The 25,959-nt window shown below is 70.1% G+C and carries 30 protein-coding genes; 21 read left to right on the top strand and 9 right to left on the bottom strand.

The window, feature by feature from the left end; genetic code table 11:
* Window positions 1–87: 87 nt before the first annotated feature.
* From MKK67_RS13460 to MKK67_RS13395, 14 genes are all read left to right on the top strand, one after another.
* On the top strand, window positions 88–465 hold the full coding sequence (locus MKK67_RS13460; protein WP_092039090.1) for a hypothetical protein: 378 nt from the start codon (window positions 88–90) through the stop codon (window positions 463–465).
* 467 nt (window positions 466–932) lie between these two features.
* Window positions 933–1,301 carry a 50S ribosomal protein L14 gene (gene rplN / locus MKK67_RS13455; protein WP_007557579.1) on the top strand — a complete coding sequence of 123 codons (369 nt, stop codon included), beginning with the start codon at window positions 933–935 and terminating at the stop codon, window positions 1,299–1,301.
* The gene (rplX, locus tag MKK67_RS13450) at window positions 1,301–1,615 is read left to right on the top strand and encodes a 50S ribosomal protein L24 (protein ID WP_007557581.1); all 315 of its coding nucleotides are present in this window, start codon (window positions 1,301–1,303) and stop codon (window positions 1,613–1,615) included. The genes rplN and rplX overlap by 1 nt, the downstream gene beginning before the upstream one ends.
* Window positions 1,608–2,174 (top strand): 50S ribosomal protein L5, encoded by a 567-nt coding sequence (rplE, locus tag MKK67_RS13445; protein ID WP_147853154.1) that lies wholly within the window; start codon window positions 1,608–1,610, stop codon window positions 2,172–2,174. The genes rplX and rplE overlap by 8 nt, the downstream gene beginning before the upstream one ends.
* A gap of 40 nt (window positions 2,175–2,214) precedes the next feature.
* Window positions 2,215–2,520: a 30S ribosomal protein S14 gene (gene rpsN / locus MKK67_RS13440; RefSeq protein WP_147853153.1), complete on the top strand. Its 306-nt coding sequence runs from the start codon at window positions 2,215–2,217 to the stop codon at window positions 2,518–2,520.
* Between the two features lie 10 nt (window positions 2,521–2,530).
* A complete protein-coding gene (rpsH, locus tag MKK67_RS13435) occupies window positions 2,531–2,926 on the top strand; it encodes a 30S ribosomal protein S8 (protein ID WP_007557585.1) in 396 nt (131 codons plus the stop codon).
* 22 nt (window positions 2,927–2,948) lie between these two features.
* Window positions 2,949–3,482 carry a 50S ribosomal protein L6 gene (gene rplF, locus MKK67_RS13430; protein WP_147853152.1) on the top strand — a complete coding sequence of 178 codons (534 nt, stop codon included), beginning with the start codon at window positions 2,949–2,951 and terminating at the stop codon, window positions 3,480–3,482.
* 10 nt (window positions 3,483–3,492) lie between these two features.
* Window positions 3,493–3,855, top strand: coding sequence for a 50S ribosomal protein L18 (gene rplR / locus MKK67_RS13425; RefSeq protein ID WP_010686176.1), 363 nt, complete (start codon window positions 3,493–3,495; stop codon window positions 3,853–3,855).
* Between the two features lie 112 nt (window positions 3,856–3,967).
* The gene (gene rpsE, locus MKK67_RS13420) at window positions 3,968–4,555 is read left to right on the top strand and encodes a 30S ribosomal protein S5 (RefSeq protein ID WP_007557588.1); all 588 of its coding nucleotides are present in this window, start codon (window positions 3,968–3,970) and stop codon (window positions 4,553–4,555) included.
* Between the two features lie 12 nt (window positions 4,556–4,567).
* The gene (rpmD, locus tag MKK67_RS13415) at window positions 4,568–4,759 is read left to right on the top strand and encodes a 50S ribosomal protein L30 (protein WP_007557591.1); all 192 of its coding nucleotides are present in this window, start codon (window positions 4,568–4,570) and stop codon (window positions 4,757–4,759) included.
* Between the two features lie 10 nt (window positions 4,760–4,769).
* The gene (gene rplO, locus MKK67_RS13410; protein WP_243965519.1) at window positions 4,770–5,276 is read left to right on the top strand and encodes a 50S ribosomal protein L15; all 507 of its coding nucleotides are present in this window, start codon (window positions 4,770–4,772) and stop codon (window positions 5,274–5,276) included.
* A gap of 154 nt (window positions 5,277–5,430) precedes the next feature.
* Window positions 5,431–6,777: a preprotein translocase subunit SecY gene (gene secY, locus MKK67_RS13405; protein ID WP_243965518.1), complete on the top strand. Its 1,347-nt coding sequence runs from the start codon at window positions 5,431–5,433 to the stop codon at window positions 6,775–6,777.
* A 170-nt stretch (window positions 6,778–6,947) separates the two neighbouring features.
* Complete coding sequence (locus MKK67_RS13400; protein WP_243965517.1) at window positions 6,948–7,550, top strand: adenylate kinase; 603 nt, start codon at window positions 6,948–6,950, stop codon at window positions 7,548–7,550.
* Between the two features lie 106 nt (window positions 7,551–7,656).
* Complete coding sequence (locus tag MKK67_RS13395) at window positions 7,657–7,887, top strand: hypothetical protein (protein WP_243965515.1); 231 nt, start codon at window positions 7,657–7,659, stop codon at window positions 7,885–7,887.
* Between the two features lie 10 nt (window positions 7,888–7,897).
* Here MKK67_RS13395 and MKK67_RS13390 read toward each other — a convergent pair whose 3' ends face one another.
* Window positions 7,898–8,260 (bottom strand): hypothetical protein, encoded by a 363-nt coding sequence (locus MKK67_RS13390; RefSeq protein WP_243965513.1) that lies wholly within the window; start codon window positions 8,258–8,260, stop codon window positions 7,898–7,900.
* Window positions 8,261–8,510: 250 nt separating this feature from the next.
* Here MKK67_RS13390 and rpsM point away from each other — a divergent pair, with 250 nt between their 5' ends.
* The 5 genes from rpsM to rplQ all read left to right on the top strand — a co-directional run bounded on the left by rpsM (window position 8,511) and on the right by rplQ (window position 12,116).
* A complete protein-coding gene (rpsM, locus tag MKK67_RS13385) occupies window positions 8,511–8,879 on the top strand; it encodes a 30S ribosomal protein S13 (protein WP_007557604.1) in 369 nt (122 codons plus the stop codon).
* Between the two features lie 173 nt (window positions 8,880–9,052).
* Window positions 9,053–9,442, top strand: coding sequence for a 30S ribosomal protein S11 (rpsK, locus tag MKK67_RS13380; RefSeq protein ID WP_007557606.1), 390 nt, complete (start codon window positions 9,053–9,055; stop codon window positions 9,440–9,442).
* A gap of 25 nt (window positions 9,443–9,467) precedes the next feature.
* Entirely contained in the window at window positions 9,468–10,340 is an 873-nt protein-coding gene (locus MKK67_RS13375) for an MBL fold metallo-hydrolase (protein ID WP_243965511.1), read from the top strand.
* Window positions 10,341–10,446: 106 nt separating this feature from the next.
* Window positions 10,447–11,466, top strand: coding sequence for a DNA-directed RNA polymerase subunit alpha (locus MKK67_RS13370; protein WP_007557610.1), 1,020 nt, complete (start codon window positions 10,447–10,449; stop codon window positions 11,464–11,466).
* A 239-nt stretch (window positions 11,467–11,705) separates the two neighbouring features.
* A complete protein-coding gene (gene rplQ, locus MKK67_RS13365; RefSeq protein ID WP_243965510.1) occupies window positions 11,706–12,116 on the top strand; it encodes a 50S ribosomal protein L17 in 411 nt (136 codons plus the stop codon).
* Between the two features lie 482 nt (window positions 12,117–12,598).
* On the opposite strand, the gene MKK67_RS13360 is transcribed toward rplQ, so the two are convergent.
* The 8 genes from MKK67_RS13360 to MKK67_RS13325 are packed head-to-tail and all read right to left on the bottom strand — an operon-like array spanning window position 12,599 to window position 23,869.
* On the bottom strand, window positions 12,599–14,569 hold the full coding sequence (locus MKK67_RS13360) for a response regulator (RefSeq protein WP_243965509.1): 1,971 nt from the start codon (window positions 14,567–14,569) through the stop codon (window positions 12,599–12,601).
* Window positions 14,566–16,287, bottom strand: coding sequence for a response regulator (locus MKK67_RS13355; protein WP_243965508.1), 1,722 nt, complete (start codon window positions 16,285–16,287; stop codon window positions 14,566–14,568). The genes MKK67_RS13360 and MKK67_RS13355 overlap by 4 nt, the downstream gene beginning before the upstream one ends.
* Window positions 16,284–17,351, bottom strand: coding sequence for a chemotaxis-specific protein-glutamate methyltransferase CheB (cheB, locus tag MKK67_RS13350; protein WP_243965506.1), 1,068 nt, complete (start codon window positions 17,349–17,351; stop codon window positions 16,284–16,286). Before cheB ends, MKK67_RS13355 begins: the two co-directional genes overlap by 4 nt.
* Window positions 17,348–19,558, bottom strand: coding sequence for a response regulator (locus MKK67_RS13345; RefSeq protein ID WP_243965504.1), 2,211 nt, complete (start codon window positions 19,556–19,558; stop codon window positions 17,348–17,350). The genes cheB and MKK67_RS13345 overlap by 4 nt, the downstream gene beginning before the upstream one ends.
* Window positions 19,559–19,572: 14 nt before the next feature.
* Entirely contained in the window at window positions 19,573–21,246 is a 1,674-nt protein-coding gene (locus tag MKK67_RS13340; protein ID WP_243965503.1) for a methyl-accepting chemotaxis protein, read from the bottom strand.
* Window positions 21,247–21,286: 40 nt separating this feature from the next.
* Window positions 21,287–21,862: a chemotaxis protein CheW gene (locus MKK67_RS13335; RefSeq protein ID WP_243965501.1), complete on the bottom strand. Its 576-nt coding sequence runs from the start codon at window positions 21,860–21,862 to the stop codon at window positions 21,287–21,289.
* The gene (locus tag MKK67_RS13330) at window positions 21,862–23,367 is read right to left on the bottom strand and encodes a CheR family methyltransferase (protein ID WP_243965500.1); all 1,506 of its coding nucleotides are present in this window, start codon (window positions 23,365–23,367) and stop codon (window positions 21,862–21,864) included. Before MKK67_RS13330 ends, MKK67_RS13335 begins: the two co-directional genes overlap by 1 nt.
* A gap of 7 nt (window positions 23,368–23,374) precedes the next feature.
* Window positions 23,375–23,869 (bottom strand): chemotaxis protein CheW, encoded by a 495-nt coding sequence (locus MKK67_RS13325; protein WP_243965499.1) that lies wholly within the window; start codon window positions 23,867–23,869, stop codon window positions 23,375–23,377.
* Between the two features lie 211 nt (window positions 23,870–24,080).
* Between MKK67_RS13325 and MKK67_RS13320 the strand changes: the two genes are divergently transcribed.
* A complete protein-coding gene (locus tag MKK67_RS13320) occupies window positions 24,081–24,332 on the top strand; it encodes a hypothetical protein (RefSeq protein ID WP_243965497.1) in 252 nt (83 codons plus the stop codon).
* Window positions 24,333–25,104: 772 nt separating this feature from the next.
* Window positions 25,105–25,926 (top strand): DeoR/GlpR family DNA-binding transcription regulator, encoded by an 822-nt coding sequence (locus MKK67_RS13315; RefSeq protein WP_243965496.1) that lies wholly within the window; start codon window positions 25,105–25,107, stop codon window positions 25,924–25,926.
* Window positions 25,927–25,959: the final 33 nt, after the last annotated feature.

Below are 25,959 nucleotides of genomic sequence, written 5' to 3'. Positions count from 1 at the left end.
CTACGGAAGATTAAAGCGAACCGTCGAAATGTCCCGATCGTCGGGCGGCCTTCGGGTCGGCCTCAGTGCGTATCGAGGATGTTGCGTATGGGTTGCGTCGCGGTCAGCAACGTCGTCCCCTTTCGGCGGATCGCCCCCGCCTCCGCGGCCGGCGAGCGGGACGCCCGCAACCGCCGCCGCAGCGAGCAGCGCTCGCTCATGGACGCGGTCTACGCCACCGGCAGCATGATCGTCGCCGCCGAGGATCGTGAGATCAAGCTCACCGCCTCGCGCCTCCAGGTCTACGGCTTCCTCACCATCGAGGAGGTCACGGAGGATGGCGGCATGCGGCGCTTGCGCCCGTCCGAGGCGATTCGCGCCCGGTCCGAGCGCCCCTGGCGCCTGTCGAAGCCGGCCTTCGGCAGCGCCGTGACGATCCCGAGCCTCGACGATTTTTTGTTCGAATCAGCCGGCCAGCCGTTCTGAGCCCGTAAGCTTCCAAGAGAACCGGTCCGCCGCGCCCGCCTGCGCGGCGGGCATGGCTGTCGTGTCGTCCCCACCCGCCGGCTGCGCCATCTGCCTGCCCAGCCGCCGCCGGAATGCGATGCGCGCACGCGCCGTCGACTCGGCCAGCGCCGATCGGTAAGCCGTCGATCGGCCCCGCCCGCACGCCGCGCAACGCCCGAGCCCGAATCGCCCCGGCAACTCTCGGCCGGACCGGCGAATTTGCCGCGATCGGCTTGCCTTCCGGGCTTACCCGTAGTATCCGCCCGGCCTTCGCGACATTCCGATGGGTGCTCGCACCCTGTGAACGCGGTGACCGCGCCGGCGTCTTCTGACGCCGCAAGCGCGGTCTATACCATGAGCCGGGGACATCAGATCCCCATCAGGCGTCGTCCGCCGGGCAATACCGCCCGCGTGCGGAAACCCGCCTGAAACAAGGAGTCACGCACGTGATCCAGATGCAGACGAATCTGGACGTCGCCGACAACTCTGGTGCACGCCGTGTGATGTGCATCAAGGTACTCGGCGGGTCGAAGCGGAAGTATGCCGGCGTTGGCGATGTGATCGTCGTGTCGGTCAAGGAGGCGATCCCGCGCGGTCGCGTCAAGAAGGGCGACGTCATGAAGGCGGTCGTCGTTCGCACGGCCAAGGCCGTGAAGCGCGTCGACGGATCGGTGATCCGCTTCGACAAGAACGCTGCGGTCCTGATCAACAATCAGAAGGAGCCGATCGGCACCCGCATCTTCGGACCGGTGCCGCGCGAACTGCGCGCGCGCAACCACATGAAGATCATCTCGCTGGCGCCGGAGGTGCTGTGATGGCAGCCAAGATCAAGAAGGGCGACAAGGTCGTCGTACTCACCGGTCGCGACTCCGGTCGCTCGGGCGAGGTCATTCAGGTTCTGCCGAAGGAAGGCCGGGCTTTCGTGCGCGGCATCAACCTGGTCAAGAAGCACCAGAAGCAGACCCAGAACCAGGAAGGCGGGATCATCTCCAAGGAGGCCGCCATCCAACTCTCGAACATCGCGGTCGCCGATGCCAACGGCAAGCCGACCCGCGTGGGTTTCCGCATCCTCGAAGACGGGCGCAAGGTCCGATTCGCCAAGAGCACGGGGGATCAGATCGATGGCTGAGGCCGACAAGAACGCCTACACCCCGCGCCTGCGCAAGCACTACGACGAAGTCGTGCGCCAGAAGCTGATCGAGGAATTCGGGTACAAGAACCCGATGCAGGTCCCGCAGATCGAGAAGATCGTCATCAACATGGGCGTCGGCGAGTCCACCGCGGACTCCAAGAAGGCGACCGTGGCGGCCGGTGACCTCGCGCTCATCGCCGGCCAGAAGCCGGTGATCACCCGGGCCCGCAAGGCCATCGCGACCTTCAAGGTCCGCGAAGGCATGCCGATCGGCTGCAAGGTGACGCTGCGCAAGCAGCGCATGTACGAGTTCATGGATCGCCTGATCACGATCGCGCTGCCGCGCGTCCGCGATTTCCGCGGCCTGAACCCGCGCTCGTTCGACGGCCGCGGCAACTACGCCCTGGGTCTCAAGGAGCACCTCGTGTTCCCGGAGATCTCCTACGACAAGGCCGAACAGATGTGGGGCATGGACATCGTCGTGGCGACAACCGCCCAGACCGATGCCGAGGCCAAGGCACTGCTCGCCGCCTTCCAGTTCCCGTTCCGGCAGTGAGGCCCTCGCGCTTCATACGCGGACACCGGAGATAGACCACATGTCGAAGAAAAGCTCAGTCGAGAAGAATGAGGCCCGCAAGACGCTGGTGAAGCGTTTCGCGGCCAAGCGTAAGGCGCTGCTGGACATCGCCAACAACGATGCCCTCGAGATGGAGGAGCGCTTCGAGGCGCGCCTCAAGCTCGCGGAACTGCCGCGCAACTCGTCCGCCACCCGCATCCGGAACCGGTGCGGCATGACCGGACGTCCGCGCGCGTTCTACCGTAAGATGGGCATCTCGCGCATCGCGCTGCGGGAGCTTGGCAACCGGGGCCTGATCCCCGGCCTGGTCAAGTCGAGCTGGTAAGGAGGTCCCCATGGTCAACGATCCCGTGGGTGACATGCTCACCCGTATCCGCAACGGCCAGCTGCGCCGTCGCAACGTCGTTCAGACGCCCGGCTCGCGCCTGCGCGCCAACGTGCTGAACGTGCTGAAGTCCGAGGGCTACATCCGCGACTACGCGGCGACCGACCTCGGCAACGGCCGCACCGAGTTCGCCATCGAGCTCAAGTACTACGACGGTCGCCCGGTGATCCGCGAGATCAAGCGCGTGTCGAAGCCGGGCCGTCGGGTCTACTCGTCTGTCGGTGATCTGCCGCACGTGGCCGACGGCCTCGGCGTCACCATCGTCTCCACACCGCAGGGCGTCATGGCCGACCACGAGGCGCGCGAGCGCAACGTCGGCGGTGAAGTGCTCTGCACCGTATTCTGATCGGGACGGAGGAGGTTATCCCATGTCTCGCGTAGGCAAGAAGCCCGTTCCCGTGCCGGCCGGCGTCACCGCCACCGTCACCGGTCAGACGGTGAAGATGAAGGGCTCGAAGGGCGAGCTGCAGTTCGATGTCCCCACGCTGGTCAGCGTGGAGATGAAGGACGGCGCGATCTCGGTCGAGCCGGTCAACCAGTCGAAGCCCGCCCGGTCCCTCTGGGGCACGTCGCGGGCCCAGATCGCCAACATCGCCGAGGGCGTGTCGAAGGGCTTCGAGAAGAAGCTCGAGATCACGGGCGTCGGTTATCGTGCGGCGATGGCCGGCAAGGCCCTCAAGCTGTCGCTCGGCTACAGCCACGACATCGAATACGCGATCCCCGCCGGGATCACGATCGTTACCCCGAAGCCCACCGAGATCACGATCACCGGGATCAACCGCCAGCAGGTCGGTCAGGTCGCCGCTGAGATCCGCGATTACCGCGGACCCGAGCCCTACAAGGGCAAGGGCGTGAAGTACGCGGGCGAGTTCATCTTCCGCAAGGAAGGCAAGAAGAAGTAAGGAGGGCATCATGTCTCGCAAGCTCGAAGCCCTCGATCGCCGCAAGGCGCGCGTCCGTCGCGCGCTGCGGGCGGCCGCCAACGGCCGTCCGCGGCTCTCGGTGTTCCGCTCGTCGAAGCAGATCTACGTGCAGGTCATCGACGACGTCGCCGGCAAGACGCTGGCCGCCGCCTCGTCGATCGACAAGGCACTCAAGGGTGAACTCAAGACCGGCGCCGACGTCGCCGCCGCCAAGGCGGTGGGCAAGTTGGTGGCCGAGCGCGCCAAGGCTGCGGGCGTCACGAAGGTGATCTTCGACCGCTCCGGCTACATCTACCACGGCCGCGTCGCGGCCGTCGCCGAAGCCGCCCGCGAGGGCGGCCTGGAGTTCTAAGGAACTCTCTCCGCGCGGAATGATACCCGCGCGGCCATTCCCTCCCGTCTCCGGCGAGGGGAATCGAGCGAGCGGATCCGAGGATCCGCGCTAGTGAGATAGGTTAGACAACATGGCACGTGAACGGGAAGGCGGGGGCCGCGGCCGCCGCGATGAGCGCGAGGAGCGCGACAGCGAATTCGTGGACAAGCTCGTCCACATCAACCGCGTCGCCAAGGTGGTGAAGGGTGGCCGTCGCTTCGGCTTCGCAGCCCTCGTCGTCGTCGGCGACCAGAAGGGCCGCGTCGGCTTCGGCCACGGCAAGGCCCGTGAGGTGCCTGAGGCGATCCGCAAGGCGACCGAGGCGGCCAAGCGTGGCCTGATCCGGGTGTCGCTGCGTGAGGGCCGGACCCTCCACCACGACGTCAACGGCCGTCACGGCGCCGGCAAGGTGATCCTCCGCGCGGCTCCGCAGGGTACCGGCATCATCGCCGGCGGCCCGATGCGCGCCGTGTTCGAGACCCTCGGCATGCAGGACGTGGTCGCCAAGTCGCTCGGCTCGTCCAACCCCTACAACCTCGTGCGCGCCACCTTCGAGGCGCTCAAGAACGAGGACAGCCCGCGCTCCGTGGCGGCCCGCCGCGGCATCAAGGTGTCGAGCCTCCAGGCCCGTCGCCGCGACGCCGATCCGGCCGACCAGTCCGAAGCTGCGGTCGCGTAAGGGGAGGGTCCGATGGCACAGAAGACCGTCCGTATCGAGCAGATCGGTTCGCCGATCCGCCAGGAGGCCAGCCAGCGTCAGACGCTGATCGGCCTGAAGCTCAACAAGCTCCACCGCGTGTCCGAGCTGGAGGATACTCCCTCCGTGCGCGGCATGATCCGCAAGGTTGCGCACCTCGTGCGCGTCCACGGCGACGTGGCGTGAGGAGGCACCGATGAAGCTTAACGAAATCAGCGACAATCCGGGCGCAACCAAGAATCGGATGCGTGTCGGCCGGGGCATCGGCTCCGGCAAGGGCAAGACCGCCGGCCGCGGCGTGAAGGGTCAGAAGGCCCGGACCGGCGTGTCCATCAAGGGCTTCGAGGGCGGTCAGATGCCGCTGCATCGGCGCCTGCCGAAGCGCGGCTTCAACAACCTCTACGCCCAGGACCTGAACGAGGTGAACCTCGGCCGGATCCAGGAGGCGGTGGACGCGGGCAAGCTCGACAAGGCCGCGACGGTCACGATCGAGACCCTGGTGGCTTCCGGCATCATCGCCCGTCCCCGCGACGGCGTGAAGCTGCTCGGCGTCGGCGAACTGACCGCGAAGCTCAGCTTCGAGGTCACCCGCGCCTCCAAGTCCGCCATCGAGGCGGTCGAGAAGGCCGGCGGTTCGGTGACCGTCGCGTTCGCGACGGGTGTTTCGCACCGTGGCGGCGCAAAGGCCGAGGCCACGGCCTGACGGCCGGCCTAAGAGCGACGCAGGGTCCCGTTGCACGGGCCCCGCGGAGCCTTTAAGCCGATCCTTCGAGCGGCGGCCCTGCGACCACGCGGGCCGCCGTTTTCATTTCATCCGGGCACGCTTGGCCCGGCGACATTCCCAGGACGCGACGCTTATGGCCTCAGCAGCCGAGCAGCTTGCCGCCAACCTCAACTTCGGGGCGATCGCCAAGGCCGATGAGCTGAAGAAGCGCATCTGGTTCACCTTGGGCGCCCTCGTGGTGTTCCGGCTCGGGACCTACATCCCGATTCCCGGCATCGATCCGGAGCAGTTCGCCCGCAACTTCCAGCAGCAGGCCGGCGGCGTGCTCGGCCTGTTCAACATGTTCTCCGGCGGTGCCGTCGAGCGCATGGCGATCTTCGCCCTCAACATCATGCCGTACATCTCGGCCTCGATCATCGTTCAGCTGCTCACCTCGGTGATCCCGAGCCTTGAGGCCCTGAAGAAGGAGGGCGAGTCCGGCCGCAAGGTGATCAACCAGTACACCCGCTACCTCACGGTGGTGCTGGCGCTGGTGCAGTCCTGGGGCATCGCCATCGGCCTGCAAAGCTCGTCGGCCGCCATCGATCCCGGCCCGTTCTTCCTGGCCTCGACCGTGATCACGCTGACCGGCGGCACGCTGTTCCTGATGTGGGTCGGCGAGCAGATCACCTCGCGGGGCATCGGCAACGGCTCATCGCTGATCATCTTCGCCGGTATCGTCGCCCATCTGCCCGTGGCGATCGCGGGCGCGCTTGAGCTGGGCCGCACCGGCGCGCTCTCGCCGCTGATCATCCTGGGCGTCGCCGTGGCCGCCGTGGTGCTGGTCTACTTCATCGTGTTCATGGAGCGCGCTCAGCGCCGGCTCCTGATCAACTACCCGAAGCGCCAGGTCGGCAATCGCATGTACGAGGGCCAGACCTCGTTCCTGCCGCTCAAGCTCAACACCTCGGGCGTGATCCCGCCGATCTTCGCCTCGTCGCTGCTGCTCCTGCCGGCGACCGCGGCGAGCTTCTCGGCGAACGGGGGCAGCACCGGCTGGCTGGGTACCATCACCGCCTATCTGGGCCATGGGACACCGCTGTTCATGGCGCTCTATGCGGCGCTGATCATCTTCTTCACGTTCTTCTACACGGCGGTGGTGTTCAACCCGCAGGAGACCGCGGATAATCTGAAGAAGCACGGCGGCTTCATCCCGGGTATCCGGCCGGGCGAGCGCACCGCGGCCTTCATCGACAAGGTCCTGACCCGGATCACGGTGATCGGCGCCCTGTATCTGACCCTGGTCTGCCTGTGCCCGGAAATCCTGTCGTCCTACGCCTCGGCGAGCCTCGGCTTCGGCGGCACCTCGCTGCTGATCGTGGTCTCGGTGACCATGGATACGGTCGCCCAGATCCACGGGCACCTGATGGCCCATCAATACGAGGGCCTCGTGAAGAAGGCCAAGCTGCGTGGCGCCTCGACCACGCAACGCCGCCGCTGACCCTGTTACAGAGGCGGGACGACGCCACCGACGCGCCCGCCTCTGACCAAAAGGTCCGGATGCCTCCCGGCACGGGACCGGCTAGAAAAACATGAGACGGGCGATGCCGGGGAGGTTTCGCCACCCGCCGCTTGGGCCCGGAGAGAGTCGGGCCGGACGAGGACAACGCCATGCGCATCATTCTGCTCGGCCCCCCCGGCGCGGGGAAGGGGACGCAATCCGAGCGGATCGTACAGCGCTTCGGCATCCCGCAGCTGTCCACGGGCGACATGCTGCGCGCCGCGGTGGCTGCCGGCACGCCGGTGGGCCGGGAGGCCAAGGCCGTGATGGAATCGGGCGGCCTGGTCTCCGACCGGATCGTGGTCGGCATCGTCGCCGACCGGATCGAGGAGCCCGACGCGAAGGGCGGCTTCATCCTCGACGGCTTCCCTCGCACCGTCGCCCAGGCCGAGGCGCTCAGCTCCATGCTGGCCGGCAAGGGCATGGACCTCGACGCGGTCATCGAGTTCAAGGTCGACGAGAACGCGCTGGTCGGGCGCATCGAGAAGCGTGCCGCCGAGACCCAGGCCCGCGGCCAGGCGGTGCGCAAGGACGACACCCCCGAGGTGTTCAAGCAGCGCCTGGAGGCCTACCGGGCCCAGACGGCGCCGCTCTCCGACTATTACGCCAAGACCGGCCTGCTCCAGACCGTGGACGGCATGCAGCCGATCGATACGGTGACCGCCGAGATCATGGGACTGCTGGAGCCGCACGCGGAACGCGTTGCGTCCTGACAGATCGCCGGCACGGCACGGCTTTGAGCGGCCTGCCGGCGGATCCATCGGTGAACCTCAGTTCAAGTCGGAGGTTGAGGGGCAGACCCGACCGGGAGCCCCCTCCATGACCGTCCTCCGCATCCCCGTGAGCCTGCTCTTGGTCGCCATCGTGGTGACACCGCTCCCGGCTGCAGCGCAGAGCCCGGCGCAAGCCTTCGTGTACGGCGAGAAGCGCTTCCGGAACGCGTGTCGGCCGCCGCTCAAGTACGCAGCGGGGGCCTGTGTTCGCCGCTGCCCGGCGGGCTACCGGAATACAGGCGGCTATTGCCGGTTCCAGAGCCAGCGCTTCCGCTGAGACAGCCGCGTCAGCGCTCGGCCCGCCGTTCCGCCCGCAGCGCCCCAAAAAAGTTCACGACATCCATCGGCAGCGCCCGGCGGCCGAAGAGGCGAGTAGGGTTGCCGTCGGTGCGGCCGTCGCGCAGCTCGACCATCGCGGTCATGCCGTTGTAGCGGAACACCATCCGGCGGCCGGCGAAGGTGGCCCAGAGCAGGCCGGGGCCGTCATCCTCCTCCTGTAACGCGATCGAGCCGGGCTCGGCCTCCGTGAGGACCCCGCCGGTCACCGCCAGAATCACGGGCGTGACCTCCTCGGCATTCTCCTCGGCCGCCCGGAGGACCGAATCGGCGAAGGCCCGCAGGGTGGCGCCGTCGCTGGTCAGAACCGACATCTGTACTCCTGGGTGGATCCCTGTCCGGTCCGCGCGCGACGCATGGCGGCACGGCCGATCGTTCACGCGTCGTTGACATATGGTCCTGCGCACGCTAGCAGGCCGTCCTTCGTCCAATCGATCGCTGGTCCGAGGTGCCCTGTCCAGGGCCGCCCCCGGGCCACGTTGTCGTTTGGCGCGCGCAGGGGCCGGCCTCCACCGGACGCGCGCGAGCACCGCCCGGTTTCCGGGCCTCATATGGAGCGTGATCATGGCCCGTATCGCAGGCGTCAACATCCCGACCAACAAGCGCGTCGTCATCGCGCTCCAGTACATCCACGGTATCGGCGCCAAGAAGGCCGAGGAGATCACCCAGAAGGTGAACATCCCCGCCGAGCGCCGGGTGAACCAGCTCACCGACGCTGAGGTGCTTCAGATCCGCGAGACGATCGACCGCGACTACATCGTCGAGGGCGACCTGCGCCGCGAAGTCTCGATGAACATCAAGCGCCTGATGGATCTGGGCGCCTATCGCGGCCTGCGTCACCGCAAGCAGCTGCCGGTCCGCGGCCAGCGCACCCACACCAACGCCCGCACCCGCAAGGGCAAGGCGAAGCCGATCGCCGGCAAGAAGAAGTAATTTTTCGTCCTTGGAAGGCCGTGCTTCGCTCGGCCTTCTTTCCGTCGCGCTGGGTGTCCCACACGGATCCCGGCGCAGGCTCGACCGCCCTGCACGGGCGCGCCGGCCCAGTCCCAAACAGAATCCCGAGCGCCTGGAATTACGGGCGCGCTTGAAGGAAGAGTGAGACGAGAATGGCTAAGGAACCGCAACGCGTCCGCCGGCGCGAACGCAAGAACATCGTGTCGGGCGTCGCCCACGTGAACGCCTCGTTCAACAACACGATGATCACCATCACGGACGCGCAGGGCAACACGATCTCGTGGTCGTCCGCGGGCGCGATGGGCTTTAAGGGCTCGCGCAAGTCCACGCCGTATGCCGCCCAGGTGGCCGCCGAGGACGCCGCCCGCAAGGCCTCCGAGCACGGCATGCGCACCCTCGAGGTCGAGGTGTCCGGTCCGGGTTCGGGTCGTGAGTCGGCCCTGCGCGCCCTTCAGGCCGCGGGCTTCACGGTCACCTCGATCCGCGACGTGACCTCGATCCCGCACAACGGCTGCCGTCCGCGCAAGCGTCGTCGGGTCTGAACCAACTGGTTTGACGGAGAAGCTCATGACGGGATCGAAGCCGCTTCCGGGCGTGCTGCGTTGGAACCTCGGCGACCTCACGGTCACCGCGCTCAACGACGGCTGGTTTCAGGCCAGCCTCGATCTCGTCACGGGGATCCCGAAGGACGAAGCCGGCAAGCTGCAGGTCGCGGGCTTCCGCACCGAGCAGCCCAAGATCACGCTGAACGCCTTCCTGATCACCGGCGCCGGCCGCAAGCCGGTGCTGATCGATACGGGCTACGGCGAGAGCGCTCCGGCCGAGACCCTCGGGCGGGCCGGCGCGGCCCTGGCGCTCACCGGCGTCAAGCCGGAGGGGATCGAGACCGTCCTGGTCACGCACCTGCATCCCGACCATGTCGGCGGTCTGGTGACGAACGGGGCGGCCCGGTTCCCGAACGCCGAGATCGTGGTCCACGCCGACGAGACGGCCCACTGGCTCACCGACGAAGCGCTCTCCCGGGCGCCGGATGAGGCCAAGCCGTATTTCGAGGGCGCCCGCAAGGCGGTGGCGCCCTACGCCAAGCGGATGCGCGAGCATCGGGGCGGCGAGGTGCTGCCGGGCATCACGGCGGTCCACCTGCCGGGCCACACCCCGGGACATTGCGGTTTCCGCATCGTCTCCGGTGGACAGTCGCTGCTGATGTGGACGGATGTGGTGCACCTGCCCGCGATCCAGTTCAAGAACCCGGAAGCGGGTGTCGGATTCGACGTCGATGGCGACCAGGCGCGGGCGACGCGCAAGGCCATCATGGACGAGGTCGCCAGCGACCGGACCTTCATCGCCGGGGCGCATCTCGAATTCCCGGCGCTGGGCTATGTGGACCGGGATGGGGCGGGCTACCGCTTCGTGCCGGCCCTCTGGGTCGGCGGCGAGTAATAGACTTTGCATTCAGGGACCGTTCGGGGCGCCAGGGGGCGGCGCCGGGCGGCCGAAGCGCGGGGACGGGCGTCGCGGATCCCGAGCATGGACGAGAGGTAGGATCGTGGTCATTCAGAAGAACTGGCAGGAACTGATCAAGCCGAACAAGCTGCAGGTCTCGACCGGCGACGACCCGAAGCGGGTCGCCACGGTCGTGGCCGAGCCGCTTGAGCGCGGCTTCGGCACCACGCTCGGCAACGCCCTGCGGCGCGTGCTCCTGTCCTCGCTCCAGGGCGCGGCCGTGACCTCGGTGCAGATCGACGGCGTGCTGCACGAGTTCTCCTCGATCCCGGGCGTCCGCGAGGACGTCACCGACATCGTCCTGAACATCAAGACCATCGCGATCCGGTCGCAGACCGATGCGCCCAAGCGCATGACCCTGCGCAAGACCGGCCCGGGCACCGTCACGGCCGGCGATATCGGCACGGTCGGCGACATCCAGATCCTGAACCCCGAGCTGGTGATCTGCACGCTGGACGACGGCGCCGAGATCCGCATGGAGTTCACGGTCGCCACCGGCAAGGGCTACGTCCCGGCCGAGCGCAACCGCCCCGAGGATGCGCCGATCGGCCTGATCCCGGTGGACTCGCTGTTCTCCCCGGTGACCAAGGTCAGCTACCGCGTCGAGACCACCCGTGAGGGCCAGGATCTCGACAAGGACAAGCTGACGATGACTATCGAGACCAACGGCGCCGTGGGCCCGGAGGACGCGCTCGCCTACGCAGCGCGGATCATCCAGGACCAGCTGCAGGTCTTCGTGAACTTCGAGGATCCGCGCAAGGAAGAGGCCGCGCCGCTCGCGCCGCAGCTGCCCTTCAACCCGGCGCTGCTCAAGAAGGTCGACGAGCTGGAGCTGTCGGTCCGTTCGGCGAACTGCCTGAAGAACGACAACATCGTCTACATCGGCGACCTGATCCAGAAGTCCGAAGGCGAGATGCTGCGGACTCCGAACTTCGGCCGCAAGTCGCTCAACGAGATCAAGGAAGTGCTGGCCGGCATGGGCCTGCACCTGGGCATGGACATCCCCGGCTGGCCGCCGGAGAACATCGAAGATCTCGCCAAGCGCTTCGAAGAGCATTACTAGGTCCGACGTCCACGCTCCGCCCTCATCCTGAGGTGCCGGAGCGAAGCGGAGGCCTCGAAGGAGGCCTCCAGCGACCATCGCGATCCCTGGAGCGCTCCTTCGAGGCTGCTGCGCAGCACCTCAGGATGAGGGTTTAGGGTTGGAGTTCCCGCCGCGGGGTTACGCGGATAACAACAGCCTCGATGAGGCGCCCGGCCGTACCGTGGCACGGCGGCCGAGAAGAGAAGGAAGCCAGCACCATGCGTCACGGTTATCGCGGCCGTCGCTTCAACCGCACCGCCGAGCATCGCAAGGCGATGTTCGCCAACATGTCGGTCGCCCTGCTGAAGCACGAGCAGATCGTCACCACCCTGCCGAAGGCCAAGGACCTGCGTCCCGTGGTCGAGAAGCTGGTCACCCTCGGCCGCATCGACAGCGTCCACACCCGCCGTCTCGCCATGGCGCAGCTGCGCGATGCCGACATGGTCAAGAAGCTCTTCGCCGTGATCGGCCCGCGCTACGCCGGTCGTCCGGGCGGCTACCTCCGCATCATGAAGGCCGGCTTCCGCAAGGGCGACAACGCCCCGCTCGCCGTGATTGAGTTCGTCGAGCGCGACGTCGACGCCCGCGGCAAGGATTCGGGCCAGATCGAGGTCGCCGAGGCGGCCTGAGCCACAACAGCTCAGCCGATCGCGTTTGAAAGAAGCCGCCCCGGGTCATCCGGGGCGGCTTCTTCGTTCTGAAGAGCGGTCAAAAAAGAACCCGCCGGCTTGCGCCGACGGGTCTGAAGCAGGGTCCACGTTTCGGATCGTTGCGGGAGCTCACCCTTGGCGGTCAGTGTCGGACTGACCGGGAACTCGACCGCGTCGCGGTTCCGAAACCCCTATCCCTGCTGATTCTTGTTGGGCGGATCGTCCTGATCCGGGTCGGCATCGCGCCGCCTGCCTGGGAAGATACCGTGATTGCTCATGGTTCACCTCCACGTTCGTAACCCGGAGCAACGAGGCTCCGTGGAGGGTCAATGAGCCGGCAACGGGGTGGTTCCCATCCGCCCCGTCATTGCGAGCGCAGCGAAGCAACCCAGGGCGGCGCGCGCTCCCAAAACGTAGCGGATCACCGGCTTGCTTCGCCACGCTCGCAATGACGGATTAGGTCACCCCCGCCCCGGATCAGCACCATCCAGAAGATCCGAGACCCGGTTCGCTAGGTCGGCCGAGCGGAACGGCTTGGTCAGGACCGGCAGGTCGTCGGGGATCTGCATCGCTTCGGCATGGCCGGTGAGGATCAGGACCGGCAGGCTGGGGTCGCGGTCGCGGATCGCGGCGGCGAGTTCGATGCCGCTCATGCCCGGCATGGCGAGGTCGGCGACGATCAGGTCGAACCGGCCGGGCGCGAAGGATTGGAGCGCGGTCTCGCCGTCGCCGGCCTCGGTGGCGTCGTGACCGAAGCCGGTGAGGAACGAGGCCGTGACGTGCCGGACCTGCGGGTCGTCGTCGACCACCAGGATCCGCGCCGACCGGGCCGCCACCGGGGCGTCCCCTGGGGCGCGGGCCGCCTGCTCGGGCGCCTCGGCCGCGAAGGGGAGGGCGAGCTCGACCCGCGTGCCGCGGCCGACCTCGCTCTCGATGGCGAGCCGCCCCTTCGATTGCTGGGCGAGGCCGAACACCATGGCGAGGCCGAGGCCCGTGCCCTGGCCCACCGCCTTGGTGGTGAAGAACGGCTCGCAGACCCGGCGCAGGATCTCGTCCGGGATGCCGGTGCCCTCGTCGGTGACGCTGACGCCGAGATAGGAGCCGTCGGCGATCTCGGGATCACCCGCGATGTCGAGGCGCCGGGTGGCGACGGTGATCGTGCCGCCGTCCGGCATCGCGTCCCGGGCGTTGATGCACAGGTTGAGCACGGCGAGTTCGAGCTGGTCCGGATCGACTTGGACGGCGGCCAGGTCGTCGCCCAGCTCGGTCCGGACGGTGACCAAGCCGCCGAGGCTGCGGCCGAACAGGTCGCTCATCCCGGCGATCAGGGCGTTCACGTCGGTGGCCCGGGCCTGAAGGTCGTGGGCGCGGCTGAAGCTCAGCAGGCGCTTGGTCAGCGAGGCGCCGCGCTCGGCCGCGCCGCGAGCGTTCTCGATCAGGCGCTGCACCCGCGGCAGCTCGGCGACCTTGGGGGCGGCGAGTTCCAGGCTGCCGAGGATCGCGGTCAGCAGGTTGTTGAAATCATGCGCGATGCCGCCGGCCAGGGTGCCGAGCGCCTGCATCTTGTCGGATTGGCGCAGCCGCGCCTCCAGGGTCCGCTGCTCGGTGACGTCCCGCTCGATCACCGCGAGGTGGCTGACCGCGCCGCCGGCGTCGCGGATCGGCACCCGGGTCACGTGGCTCCATTGCTCGGCGCCGACCGGGCCCTCGCTGGTCAGGCTCTCGGCGACCGTTCCGGAGCGGATCGCGGCGGCATCCGCCTCGGCCACGGCGCCGCCCTGCGCGCCAAGGAGGTCGCCCTCGCGCTGCCCGAGGCAGTTGAACACGTCCCGGCCGAGCAGGGTCGCCTTGCGGGCGTTAAGCCGCACGAACCGGCCGTCCGCGTCCTTGAAGCTGATCGCATCCTGGGCGTGGTCGAGGAGCCCGCGCAACAGCGCCCGCTCGGTGGCGAGGTCGCGGCCCAGGCGGTGGCGCTCGAAGGCCTGCCGGACCGTGGAGCGCAGCAGGCTCGCGTCCCAGGGCTTGGTGACGTAGCCGACGATGCCGCCACGGTTGAGGGCCGCGATCACCGCGGTGATGTCGGCGTAGCCGGTGAGCAGGATCGCCTGGGCGTCGTGGAAGGCGCGGGCCTCGGCCAGCAGCGCGTCGCCGGTGAGGCCGGGCATGCGCTGGTCCGACAGGACCACGGCGATGTCGGGCTCGGCGTGCAGGATCTCGAGCGCCTCGTTCGGGTTCGAGGTGGTCAGAACCCGGTAGGAGTCCTCGAACAGGTCCTCCAAGGCGATCAGGATGTCCGGCTCGTCATCGACGGCCAGGATTGTCCCGCTGGGGCCCTCGAACCCGGCCCGAGATCCGTTCTGAGAATGCGTATCCGTCACCGAACCGGTGTCCATCGCGGAGGAGAATGCTCGAATTGCCGTGCCTTCACTCATGCGTTGGCCGCCTGCCGCGGAATGCCGATCACGAAGCAGGCTCCCCCGTCCGGCGCCGCCTCCACGGTGAGCGAGCCGCTATGCGCCTGAACGACGCTGTAGGCAATCGCAAGACCCAAGCCGGTGCCTGAACCCACGGGCTTTGTCGTGAAGAATGGCTCGAAGATCTTCTCGCGCAGGTCTTCCGGGATACCAGGACCAGTATCACTGATCCGAATCTCGTCGACCTCCGGGCTCGAGACGGTGTCGATCCGGATCATGCCGCCCTCCGGCATGGCGTCGGCGGCGTTGCCGAGGATGTTCATCACCACCTGGTTGAGCAGCGCCGGGGTGCAGTGGATCTCAGGCCGGCCGGCGAAGCTGCGCTCCACCGCGATCCGGTCGCCGAGCTTGTGCTGGATCAGCGCCAGCACGGTCTCGATCGCCTCGGGCACGTTGACCAAGGCCCGCTCGCCCTCGTCGAGGCGGGAGAACTTGCGCAGGTTGAGCACGAGGTCCTGGATCCGGGTCAGCCCCATCCGCATCGAGCCGACCCGCTGGCGGGCCTTGTCGAGGGCGCGGACGGCCGCCTCCGGGGCCGCATCGGGCAGCTCGTTGAGCAGGCGCTCGACCGTACCCTGGTGGGCCAGGATGAAGGCCAGGGGGTTGTTGATCTCGTGGGCGATGCCGGCGACCAGCTCGCCGAGGGAGGCCATCTTGGCGGCCTGGACCAGCTTGGCCTGGGCCTCGGTGATCTGGCGGTTGGCGTCGGCGAGGTCGCGGTTGGCCCGTTCCAGGGCGTCGGCGAGGCGGGCGCGCGCCTCGGAGGCCTCGGCCTCGGCGCGGGCGCGCTCCACCGCCCGCTCGCGCTCGCCGAACTGGCCGGCGATGCGGCGGTCGTCCTCCTCCAGCAGGCGGCGGCGGACAAAGCCGCGGACCCGCAGGGCCAGCACCTCGGCATCGGTCTTCGAGACCACGTCGTCGGCGCCGGCCGCGAAGGCCTCGACCAGAAAGTCCTTGGCCGGATCGCTGCCGGCGATGCCGACGAGATGGAAGCCGGCGCCGGCCGCCTGGCCCGAGCGGCGCTGGCTGATCGCCCGGCACAGGGTCAGGCCGTCATAGGCGTGGCCGAGCAGGTCCACGGTCACGCAGTCGAACGCATCCTCGCCGACCCCGTCCAGGGCCGCGAGCGCCGCCTCCGGCCCGTCGGCGGTGGCGACATGGTGGCCCTCCTGCCCAAGCAGGCCCGCCAGGAAGGTCCGGTAGGTCAGGCTGCCGTCGATCACCAGGATCCGCCCGCGCCGGAACGCGGCGGCACCCGGCCCCTCGCCCTCGGCGGAGGGCCGGCGCTCGCGCAGCAGGGCGCGGATGCGCAGGATCATCAGGTCGCGGTCGGCGGATTTCGGCAGGTAGGCGTCGGCGCCGCTCTCCAGGCCCTTCCGCTCGCCGCCGCCGCCGCCGGTGAGCATCAGCACCGGCAGGGCCCGGGTGCGCAGGGACAGGCGCATCTGGCGGATCAGCTCGTCGCCATCCATGCCGGGCAGGTGGTAATCCGCCACCACGAGGTCGGGCTGGCTGCGGTTGAGATGGTCGAGGGCGGCCTCGGCCGAGGGGCAGCGCTCCACCGCGAAGCCGTGGGCCTCCAGCAGGAGGCGCAGCTCCAGGGCCTGGGTCTCCGAATCCTCCACCAGCAGGATCCGGGCGGGCCCGTCCTGGGCCCCGGCCTCGCTCCGGCTCACGGCCGCGCCCCCGGGTCGGCCAGCCGCAGGACGTGGTCGCCGATCCGGTCGAGGGGCAGGATCGCGCGGGCGGCGCCGAGCCGCACCGCCGCCGCCGGCATGCCGTAGACCACCGCGGTGCTCTCGTGCTCGGCCACGGTCTGGGCGCCGGCCCGGTGCATGTCGGCCAGCCCGACCGCGCCGTCCTCGCCCATGCCGGTGAGCAGCACGCCGATCCCCGAGGCGCCGACCTGGCGCGCCAGCGAGCGGAACAGCACCGTGGCGGCCGGGCGCTGGCCGGAGACGGGCTCGGTCTCGACCACCCGCATCACCCGGCCGGTGCCGATCTCGAGGTGGCGGTCACCGGGTGCCACGTAGACGTGGCCGGGTTCCGCGCGCGCCCCGTCCCGCGCCAGCGAGACCGGCAGGGCGACGACGCTGTCGAGCCAGTTGGCGAAGCCCTCCATGAAGGCCGCGCCCATGTGCTGGACCACCAGCACCGGCAGCGGAAATGTTTTCGGCAGGGCGCCGATCACCCGGGCCAGGGCCGGCGGCCCGCCTGTCGAGGCACCGATCGCCAGCAAGCTGGGCGCCTGCCCGGCCAAGTCGGCCGGCGCGGCGAAGTCGGCCAGACTGGTCCGTCCGGCCCATTCGGTGCCGATCGGCCGCCGCCGGATCACCGGGACCTGGGCCATGATCCGCAGCTGGGTGCAGATCTGGTCGGCCACCGCCTCGTAGCCGGCATGGGTCGTGGCCACGGGCTTCTCGACCACCGAGAGGGCGCCGGCCCGCAGGGCGTTCATGGAGATCCGGAGCGAGGAATCCTCGACCGAATCGGCGACCACGACGATCGGGGTCGGCTGCTCGGCCATGATCCGGCGCGTGGTCTCCAGGCCGTCGATGCCGGGCAGGCGGATATCCATCGAGATCACGTCCGGCCGCGCGACCGGGAGGGTGGCCAGCGCGTCCTCGCCCGAGGCCACCGCGGCCACCAGCTCCAGCCGGGGATCGCGCGAGACGATGTAGCGCAGCAATTCGCGCACGACGAGGCTGTCCTCGACCAGCATCACCCGGACCGGCGTCATAGCAGCTGTCCGATCGTGTCGAGCAGCTGGCGCTGATCGAATTTCTGCTTGGTCAGGTAGGCGTCCGCCCCGAGGTCGAGGCCACGGGACACGTCCGCGGCATCCCCGCGCGACGTCATCAGGATCGTCGGCAGCCGGGCGAACCGGGGGTCGGCCCGCAGCGCCTTCAGCAGCCCGAAGCCGTCGAGGCGGGGCATCTCCACGTCGGCGAGCACCAGATTCACAGGTTCGATCTCGGCGCGCAGCCGGTCGAGGGCGTCCTGACCGTCGACGCAGACGACCACGCGGTAGCCGGCGGCTTCCAAGATGCCCTTCTCCAAGGTCCGGGTGGTGATCGAATCGTCGACGACCAGGATGGTCGCCCGCGCGGCGGCGCGGGGCGCGGTCGTCGAACGTGGAGCCTGCGTCATCGTTCCGGCGGGAAGCCCGGCCGATGACGCCGCGGCCCGCGCGGCGAGGCCGTCGGGGTCCAGGACCAGCACCGGCACGTCGCCGGGCAGAACTGCGGTGCCGGCGATCAGGCCGGGATCGGCCCCGAAGGACGGGGCGGGCAGGACCAGCAGCGCGCGGACATCGTGCAAGCGGTCGACCCCGAGCGCCAGGCGGCCGCCGCCGGCCCGGAGCAGCACCGCGGTCAGGATCGCCGGTTCCTGATCGGCGGCATTCGGTGTCTGTCCCAAAATCTCGGTGAGATCGGTGACCGGGTGGTTCGTGGCCGCCTCGCCCTCGCCGACCCGCAGGATCGTGCGGCCCAGGGCGAGGGGCAGCTCGGCCCGGTCGAGGCGCAGCAGGCGCTCCACCGCGCCGCCCGGCAGGGCGTAGGTGCGGCCGGCCGCCTCGACCAGCAGCAGGCTGCGGCGGGCCGCGGAGAGCGGCAGGCTGAAGACGAGCGCGGTGCCGGTGGGCTCGCGGGGTTCCAGGCGGACGCTGCCGAGCAGCTGGCGGGCCGCGTCGGCGGCCACCGACAGGCCGTAGCCGCGCCCCGACAGGGTATCGACCGCCTCCGCGGTGGAGAAGCCGGGCTCGAACACGAGCCGCAGCAGGGTCTCGGGATCGGCGTCCTCCCCGGGGGCGAGCAGCCCGCGGGCGCGGGCGGTGGCGGCGATGCGGGGCAGGTCCGGCCCTGGCCCGTCATCGTGCACGGTAACTTGGAGGCGCGCGCCGCGCACCGCCACCTCCAGCCCGAGCGCCAAGGCCTCGGGCTTGCCGGCGGCGCGGCGCACGTCCGGGCTCTGCCAGCCGTGGCTGAGGGCGTTGCGCAGGGCGTGCAGCAGCGGGTCCTTCAGGGCCTGGAGCAGTCCGCGCTCCACCGGCAAATCGAGGCCGCGCAGGTCGAGATCGACGTCGCGGCCCTGTTCCCGGGCGGTCTCGCGGATCGAGCGGGCAAGGGGGCCGAGCACGGTCTCGGCCGGCACCAGGGCGAGGCGCTCGGCCTCGGCGCGGACGCGGAACGCCGCGCCCTCGACCGCGCTGGTCGCGGCGGCCTGGCGCCGGGACAGCTCCGCGGCCTCCCGGGCGAAGCCGCCGAGACGCGTCGCCAGCGCCCGCAAGTCCGACCCGTCCGCATCGGATCTGGCGGCCAGCGCCTCGGCGCCCGCGCGCATGTCCCGGGCGAGCCGGGCGAGGCGCGCCAGACCCTCGGCCGCAGGAGCCTGGGCCGCCAGGGTGCTGGTCAGGTCGTGGCTCGCCCGGGCCAGGGCTTCCACGGCCTCTCCGGGCACGCGCAGGATCGCGGCACCGGACTCGATCGGCTCGGGAGCCGGTGCCGGGGCGGGCGGGGCAGGGGGTTCGGTGGGTGGCGCAGCGGCGGGCGGCGGCGGGGCCTTCGGCGCCTCCTCGGACAGGCCGAGGCATTGGCCCAGGGCCGACAGGGCGTCGGCGGGCATGTCCGGCCCGGTGCCGTCCTGAAGGCCGGAAACGTAGGTCTCGATCCGGTCGAGGGCGAGCTGGACGGCGTTGGCGGCGGCACGGTCGAGGGCCTGCGCGCCCGTGCGGACCCGCTCGAACAGCGTCTCCAGGCGATGGGCGACGGCCTCCACGGGGGGCAGGTCGACGGCCCGGGCGGCGCCCTTCAGGCTGTGGGCGCGGCGGAACACGTCGTTCCAGTCCGGGGTGGCGCTTCCGAGCGCGGCCCGGATCGCCGTGATGTGCTCGCGGTGCTCGACCTCGAAGGCCGCGAGCAGGAGCTGGCGGATGTCGGCGGGCAAGGCGGCGCCCGCCCTCAGTGCCGGTAGCGTTCGGCCAGGGCCATCAGCGCCTGGGCGAGGTCCGTGAGGTTGGCCGAGGCCGCCTCGACCTCCCGGGTGCCGGCCGCCGTCTGCTGGCTGGCCTGCCGGATGTTCTGCAGCGCCCCCATCACCTGCTCGATCCCCAACTGTTGCTGGTTGGTCGAGGCCACGATCTGCTGGAACGTCTGCACGTTCTCCTCCACCCGCGCCGTGATCTCCTCGATCGTCCGCTGCGTCGTGTCCGAGCGCGTCTTGCCCGAAGCCGCGCGCTTCACCGCCTCCTCGGTCAGCATCACCGACGTGTTGATGCCCCGCTGGATCTCGCCCAAAATCCCCCGGACCTGGCCGGTGGCCGCTTTCGCTTGATCGGCCAAGAGCTTCATCTCGGAGGCCACCACCGCGAAGCTGCGCCCGCTCTCGCCGGCCGCCGCCGCCTCGATCGCGGCATTGAGCGCGAGCAGATGCGTGCGCTCGGAGATGTCGTTGACCGTCTCGATGATGTCGCCGATCGTCTGGGTCTTCTCCGACAGGCTGACGATGTTGCCGGCGACCGCCTCGGCCTGCTCGCGGATCGCGTCCATGGCCTTGGCGGTGTCGGAGACCGCGCGCAGGCCCTGCCGCGAGGTCTGGGCGGTGGCCTGGGCGGTGGCGATGACCTCGGTGGCGCGCTTGCCGATCTGGGCGCCGGAATGGGTGATCTCGTCCACCGTGGCGGCGGTTTCCTGGACGGCGGCGAACTGCTCTTCGACGGAAGCCGCCTGCTGCTGGGCGGAGGCGCGGATCTCGGCGGCGGCGGCGTTGAGGTCGGCGGTGGCGGCGCGGTTGGTCCGGGCGAGGTCGGACAGGTTGTCCACCATCGCGTCCAGCGTACGCCCGAGACGGGCGATCTCGTCGCCGCCCTGCATGCCGAGCTTCCCCGACAGGTCGCCGTCGCCGACCCGCTCGACGAAGGCCATCACGGTCTCCAGCGGGCGCACCACCGCGCGGCGGATCATCCAAGTGACCAGCACCGCCAGCAGCACCGCGGCAGCCAGCGTCAGGTAGATCGACAGGCGCGAGCGCTCGTAGACCTCGTGGGCGGCGCGTTGCCCCAGGGCCATGCTGCCGTCGAGCAGGGTGCGCAGGTTGGTGATGCCGCCCAGGAACGGCGCCTGCAGACGGCTGATCTCGTCGTTGCGCGCCTCGACGGCGGGGAGATCCTGCTTGGCGATGGCGGCGAACTGCGCCTCGCTCACGCTTCGCACCTCCTGGAAGGAGCGCTGCACCTCGGCCGCCGCCGTGGCGATCCGGTCCCAGGCGGCGTTGCGCTCGGCGGTGATCGAGCGCGTCCGGTACTCGCCGGCGAGTTGCATGGTGGCGGCGAGGCCGCTCTCGACCTCGGCGGCGGTCCGGCGCCAGGCGGCCACGGTGTCCTCGGCGCGTGCCGGCCGCCCTTGCGCCTGCGACAGCATCCCGATCACGGCGTTGCGGCGCAGGAGCCCGAGGTCGCGGGCCTGGTTGCCGAGATCGTCGAGCTGGCGCAGCACCGCCATGTCGCGCCGGACGATGGCGTCGGTCGTGTCGCGCACCGACCCGATCTGCTCCAGCGCGTAGAAGCCGAGCGCCACGATCACCACCGTGACGGCGCCGAAGCCGAGGAGGATGCGTCTTCCGATCGAGAACGTCACGGTCGGGGCTGGCTCCGGTGGAGGGGCGCGCGGACGGGACTTAGGGCAGTACGCGGCGCAGGAGGCGGGGGAGGTCGACGACGACGAAATCCGGTCGGCCGTCGCGGGCCGAAGCGGGGGCATACCCCGAAGCGGCCGCGTTGCCCAACCCGGCGGGATCCGCATCCTCCGCAATCCCTGCGGCGGACGGTCCCGGGGCGGCGGCGATCCCCAGAACCCGATCCACCGCCAGGGCGACGGATTGCGGCTGGCCGCCGCGCAGCACGACGAGATGGCCGCCCCCGCTCTCGCCCTCGGGCGGGGCTTCCGGCCGGCCGAGGGCCCGGGCGAGGCCGACGACACCGACGATCCGGCCCGACAGGGCGATCAGGCCGAGCAAAGCCGGCACCGCCCCGGGCATCGGCGTGCACGGGCGCATCGGCAGCACCTGCGCCACCGCGGCGAGGGGAATCCCGTAGCGCTCGGACCCGCAGGCGCAGACGAGGTGGTCGATCCCGATCTCGGGCCCCGCCGCGGCGGCGCTCCGCCGCGCCAGGGACGCGGCGCGCTCGGCCCGGATGTCCCGCTCGGTTCTGGGCCGGGTGCCGTGCTTCGGTGCGCTCTGGCGCGCGTCCATCAGGGACTCCCGGTGTCTGCGCCGCGATGGGGCCCGAGCCCGGCGCGGGCCGCGGCCGCCCCGGCGGCGATCTCGCCGGCCGCCGCGCCGTCGCCCTCGAGCAGGAGCGTGTTCGGCCCCAGCGCTTGGCTGAGGGCGATGGCGTTGTCGAGGGCGCGGGCCGCCTCGTCGGGACGGTCGAGCCCGATGAGCAGCAGGCCGAGATGGTAATGGGCCATCACGAAGCCCCGGTCGAGGTAGAGCGCCGCCCGCAGCGCCCGCTCGGCCTCGGCGTCCCGGCCCAGCGTGTGGGCGAGCAGACCCTCGTAGAAGCGCAAAGCCGGATCGGTCGGGTCGCGGGCGAGGGCGCCCCGCAGCACCCGCCAGGCGGCGCCGGTCTCCCCGGAATCGGCGAGGGCCCGGATCTGCGCGAGGTCGCCGTCCGGTGCGTCAACGGGGACCGCCTCGGCCGGCGGAAGCGCGTCCGCCGCGGGAGGGCGCGGCTGGGCCAGGGTCGCGACGACGGTCTCGAGCGCCGCGCAGGGTTCTTCCACGGGCCGAACGCGCGGCGGCACCGGCACGACGGCGGGCGAGACCGGCCGCGGCACGGGTGGCGTCACGTCACCGAGGCGGCGGTAGGCCACGGTGCCGGGCAGGCTGACCGGATCGAGGAACCCCGAGAAGTTTGGGTTCGGCTCGGCATGGCCGAGCAGCATCCAGCCCTCCGGCCGGAGTCTTCGGCCGAGGCCGCGCACCACCGCGGCCACCGTCTCGGCCTCGAAATAGATCAGCACGTTGCGGCACAGGATCAGGTCGAAGCCCTCGCCGGGCGGCCTCTTGGGCTCTAGCGGGCTCTTGGGCTCGACCAGGCTGAGGAGGTTGCCGCGCTCGAACCGCACCAGCGCGCGGAATTCCGGCCGCAGGGCGTAACCCCCCTCGCGGCGGATCCCGGGGGCGGGGGGCAGGCGCGTGAAGTAGCGCAGCCTCTCCTCCGGCGGCATGGTCCTGAGCGCCCAGCGCCCGTACTCGGCCGCCCGGGCGGTCGCCAGCGCCTCGACGCTGATATCGGTGCCGAGGATCACGATCCGCCAGTCGGGCAGGGCGTCGCCCAGGGCCTCGCGGACCAGGATCGCCAGGGAATAGGGCTCGGCGCCGGTGGAGCAGCCGGCGCTCCAGATCCGCAGGGTGCGGTCGAGGCTGCGCGCCGCGATCAGCGCCGGCAGGATGGTCTCGCGCAGGGCCTGGAACTGCTCGGCGTAGCGGAAGAAGAAGGTCTCGCCGACGGTGATCTCGGCCTCGAGATTGGCCCATTCCGCCTCGCCCTTGGACCGGTCGGCCAGGAGCGCGGTGTAGGCGGCGCAATCGGCGACTGCATTGGCCCGGAAGCGCCGGCGCAGGCGCTCGATCAGGAGCTCGTCCTTGTCGATATAATAATGGTGGCCGGTGCGGGCGATGATCCGTGCCTTCAGACCGGCATAGGCCGGGTCGTCGCCCGGATCGGGGCGGGGAGGGACGGGACGCCGCATCGCGGGATCAGGCGGAGGGCGGCAGGGCGGCCAGGCGCTCGGCGGCGGCCTGCGTCAGCGCCGCGACCCGGGCCCGCTCCTGGGCGGTCAGCAGGCCGTCGGGGGCGAGGGCGTGCACGAGCCGGTCGCCGATCACGAGCTCGGCCGCCACGCAGCCGTTGAGGGTGCCGGCCTCCTCGGCCGGCCGGATCGCGGAATCGGGCACGATCACCAGATCGGCGGCGCGGTCGACCAGGTAGGCGACCGCATCGTCCCGGGTCAGCACCAGATGCGCGTACAGGCCCGGCTCCGTGGCGGCCGGGCGCAGGCCGAGCAGCGGCGCGAGATCGATCACCGGGATCGGCGCGCCGCCGAGATTGAGGAAACCGGCGAGCCAGCCGCCGGTAGTCGGGGGATTGTGCAGGTCCGGCAGCGGCAGGATCTCGGAGACCGCGGCGCGGGGCAGGGCGCAGGGCGTGCCGGCAACGTCGAGGAGCAGATAGGCCGAACCGCTGCTGGCCAAAGCCGCCCCCTCCCGAACGCACCCCGATCGCGGTCGCGCCGGGACAGGGCGCGCAATAGGCTGTCGGACCCCGGCAAGCAATCATCCACCTCCGAATCGCGGGATCGGGGAACCAAGTCTCCTCTCAGCCGCTTATTTTCCGACGCAGCGGCACCGCTCCAGACGACGGGCGACGCCTCGCCTGCGACTGTCTTAGAGCCGGGATTCGATCATGAAGAAACTGCTGCTGGCCGCCGCCTCGCTGACGCTGCTCGCGGGCTCCGCCCTCGCTCAGGGCAACGCGCCCTACAACAATTCCGGTTCCCAGGCCGGTGGTCCCCGCGGCGGCCTAGAGCGCGCTGGCGAAGCCGCCGCCATGGAGCGGGGCGCCGCAGCCCCGACCGAGCGCCCGATGATGCGCAAGCGCATGAAGCACAAGCGGATGATGAAGCATCACCGCCGGATGCGCCACCACCAGATGTGATCGGGCCGGGATAGCCGCACGCGGCATGACCCGGACGGTTTGGCCTGTCGCACCCGCGGCAGGCCTTTTTTGTGGGGTTTTTCGGTCGCGTTTCAAACGATCCAGTTCGAAGATGACATGCGCCCTCCCTCCCCCCTTTGCTGGGGAGGGAAGGCGCGTAGGCCTAAGAGAACACGATAGGCCGGCGCGGAGACCCGGAGAGCAGCCAGGACAGGTCAGACCCCGATCCTTCGCCCTCCGTTTGGGTGCCCCCCGAGTCCCAGCCGGTTCACTCTGCCGCGGAAGCCGTCAGAGGCGCGGTATGTTGGGAAACCGGAGTTCCAGATTACGAGTTGGCGCCGGGGGCAGCTGCTGCACCTAGCCTCCGCCGACGGCCCCCGCCGCGGCGCGCGCTCGCCCGCCCTGGCGGAGGAGTTCGGCACCTGCGTCCGCAGGGTTGGGAAGAGCCAGGCGCCGAAGCCGGACGTGGCCGTGCGAGCACCACCCGCCAGCTTCTTCTGCGTCGCGCTGCCGCTCCCCGGCTCGGACCCGGGGGCCACCCTCCCCCGCAGAGGGGGGAGGGAAGGCGCGTGTGGCTAACCGAACACCATAGTCCGGCAGGAAGACGCGGACCGCATTCGGCCCATGTGAGAATCCAATCCTCCGCCCTGCGATCCGGTTGCCCCACCGTCCCAGCCGGTTCACTCTCTCGCGAAAGCCGCCACACCCGCAAGATGTTCGCAAACGAACATTCGCGCCCGTAAGGTGGCTCGAGGAAACGCCAGGAGGCTCGATGTCACGCCCGCTCGACCGGAGATCCGAGGACAGGATCGAGGCCACGGGGGTCGAGGGGCGGCGCAGCGCCATCGTGGCGGCGGTGCGCCAGCGGGGTTTCGTCACCATCGAGGCGCTCGCCGCGCAGTTCGGCGTCACCGTCCAGACGATCCGGCGCGACCTCAACGAGCTGAGCGCGGAAGGGCGGCTGGAGCGATACCGGGGCGGGGGCGGGCTGCCGTCGAGCGTCGAGAACATCGATTATGCCGACCGCCGGGTGACCCTGCTGCCGGAAAAGACTCGAATCGGCCGGCTCGCGGCCAGCCGGATCCCGTCGCACTGCTCGGTCTTCGTCAATATCGGCACGACTCCCGAGGCGGTGGCCCGCGAGTTGACCCGGCACGACGACCTCAGCGTCATCACCAACAATCTCAACGTGGCGCTCTCGCTCGCCGAGGCCACGGAGTTCCACATCGTCGTGGCCGGCGGCACGGTGCGCAACCGCGACGGCGCGGTGCTCGGCCAACTCACCTGCGACACGCTCAGCCAGTTCCGGGTCGACGTGGCGGTGATCGGCATCAGCGGCATCGATTCCGACGGCGCCCTGCTCGACTACGATTACGAGGAGGTGCGGGCGACGCAGACCATCCTGGCCCATGCCCGCAAAACCTTTTTGGTCGCCGACCATACCAAGTTCACCCGGCGCCCGATGGTGCAGGTCGGCCGGCTGGACCAGGTCGACACGTTCTTCACCGACCGGATGCCGCCGCCGGAGATCGTCGCGATGATCGAGCGCCAAGGGGTGACCCTGGCGGTGGCGGACAACGCCGACGAACCGTAACGAACATGCGTTTTTTCGCTTGCGAAAATCAGC

Source organism: Methylobacterium sp. J-072 (assembly GCF_022829425.1).
Taxonomy (GTDB): domain Bacteria; phylum Pseudomonadota; class Alphaproteobacteria; order Rhizobiales; family Beijerinckiaceae; genus Methylobacterium.
Note: the sequence above shows the minus strand (reverse complement) of the source record. Positions and strands in the feature narration are given on the sequence as shown.

What these genes read in the sequence shown, in the direction of transcription:
- MKK67_RS13460 (WP_092039090.1), top strand. Translation starts at nt 88, where the DNA reads ATGGGTTGCGTCGCGGTCAGCAACGTCGTCCCCTTTCGGCGGATCGCC.
- rplX (WP_007557581.1), top strand. Translation starts at nt 1,301, where the DNA reads ATGGCAGCCAAGATCAAGAAGGGCGACAAGGTCGTCGTACTCACCGGT.
- rplE (WP_147853154.1), top strand. Translation starts at nt 1,608, where the DNA reads ATGGCTGAGGCCGACAAGAACGCCTACACCCCGCGCCTGCGCAAGCAC.
- rpsN (WP_147853153.1), top strand. Translation starts at nt 2,215, where the DNA reads ATGTCGAAGAAAAGCTCAGTCGAGAAGAATGAGGCCCGCAAGACGCTG.
- rpsH (WP_007557585.1), top strand. Translation starts at nt 2,531, where the DNA reads ATGGTCAACGATCCCGTGGGTGACATGCTCACCCGTATCCGCAACGGC.
- rplF (WP_147853152.1), top strand. Translation starts at nt 2,949, where the DNA reads ATGTCTCGCGTAGGCAAGAAGCCCGTTCCCGTGCCGGCCGGCGTCACC.
- rplR (WP_010686176.1), top strand. Translation starts at nt 3,493, where the DNA reads ATGTCTCGCAAGCTCGAAGCCCTCGATCGCCGCAAGGCGCGCGTCCGT.
- rpsE (WP_007557588.1), top strand. Translation starts at nt 3,968, where the DNA reads ATGGCACGTGAACGGGAAGGCGGGGGCCGCGGCCGCCGCGATGAGCGC.
- rpmD (WP_007557591.1), top strand. Translation starts at nt 4,568, where the DNA reads ATGGCACAGAAGACCGTCCGTATCGAGCAGATCGGTTCGCCGATCCGC.
- rplO (WP_243965519.1), top strand. Translation starts at nt 4,770, where the DNA reads ATGAAGCTTAACGAAATCAGCGACAATCCGGGCGCAACCAAGAATCGG.
- secY (WP_243965518.1), top strand. Translation starts at nt 5,431, where the DNA reads ATGGCCTCAGCAGCCGAGCAGCTTGCCGCCAACCTCAACTTCGGGGCG.
- MKK67_RS13400 (WP_243965517.1), top strand. Translation starts at nt 6,948, where the DNA reads ATGCGCATCATTCTGCTCGGCCCCCCCGGCGCGGGGAAGGGGACGCAA.
- MKK67_RS13395 (WP_243965515.1), top strand. Translation starts at nt 7,657, where the DNA reads ATGACCGTCCTCCGCATCCCCGTGAGCCTGCTCTTGGTCGCCATCGTG.
- MKK67_RS13390 (WP_243965513.1), bottom strand. Translation starts at nt 8,260, where the DNA reads ATGTCGGTTCTGACCAGCGACGGCGCCACCCTGCGGGCCTTCGCCGAT.
- rpsM (WP_007557604.1), top strand. Translation starts at nt 8,511, where the DNA reads ATGGCCCGTATCGCAGGCGTCAACATCCCGACCAACAAGCGCGTCGTC.
- rpsK (WP_007557606.1), top strand. Translation starts at nt 9,053, where the DNA reads ATGGCTAAGGAACCGCAACGCGTCCGCCGGCGCGAACGCAAGAACATC.
- MKK67_RS13375 (WP_243965511.1), top strand. Translation starts at nt 9,468, where the DNA reads ATGACGGGATCGAAGCCGCTTCCGGGCGTGCTGCGTTGGAACCTCGGC.
- rplQ (WP_243965510.1), top strand. Translation starts at nt 11,706, where the DNA reads ATGCGTCACGGTTATCGCGGCCGTCGCTTCAACCGCACCGCCGAGCAT.
- MKK67_RS13360 (WP_243965509.1), bottom strand. Translation starts at nt 14,569, where the DNA reads ATGAGTGAAGGCACGGCAATTCGAGCATTCTCCTCCGCGATGGACACC.
- cheB (WP_243965506.1), bottom strand. Translation starts at nt 17,351, where the DNA reads ATGACGCCGGTCCGGGTGATGCTGGTCGAGGACAGCCTCGTCGTGCGC.
- MKK67_RS13335 (WP_243965501.1), bottom strand. Translation starts at nt 21,862, where the DNA reads ATGGACGCGCGCCAGAGCGCACCGAAGCACGGCACCCGGCCCAGAACC.
- MKK67_RS13330 (WP_243965500.1), bottom strand. Translation starts at nt 23,367, where the DNA reads ATGCGGCGTCCCGTCCCTCCCCGCCCCGATCCGGGCGACGACCCGGCC.
- MKK67_RS13320 (WP_243965497.1), top strand. Translation starts at nt 24,081, where the DNA reads ATGAAGAAACTGCTGCTGGCCGCCGCCTCGCTGACGCTGCTCGCGGGC.
- MKK67_RS13315 (WP_243965496.1), top strand. Translation starts at nt 25,105, where the DNA reads ATGTCACGCCCGCTCGACCGGAGATCCGAGGACAGGATCGAGGCCACG.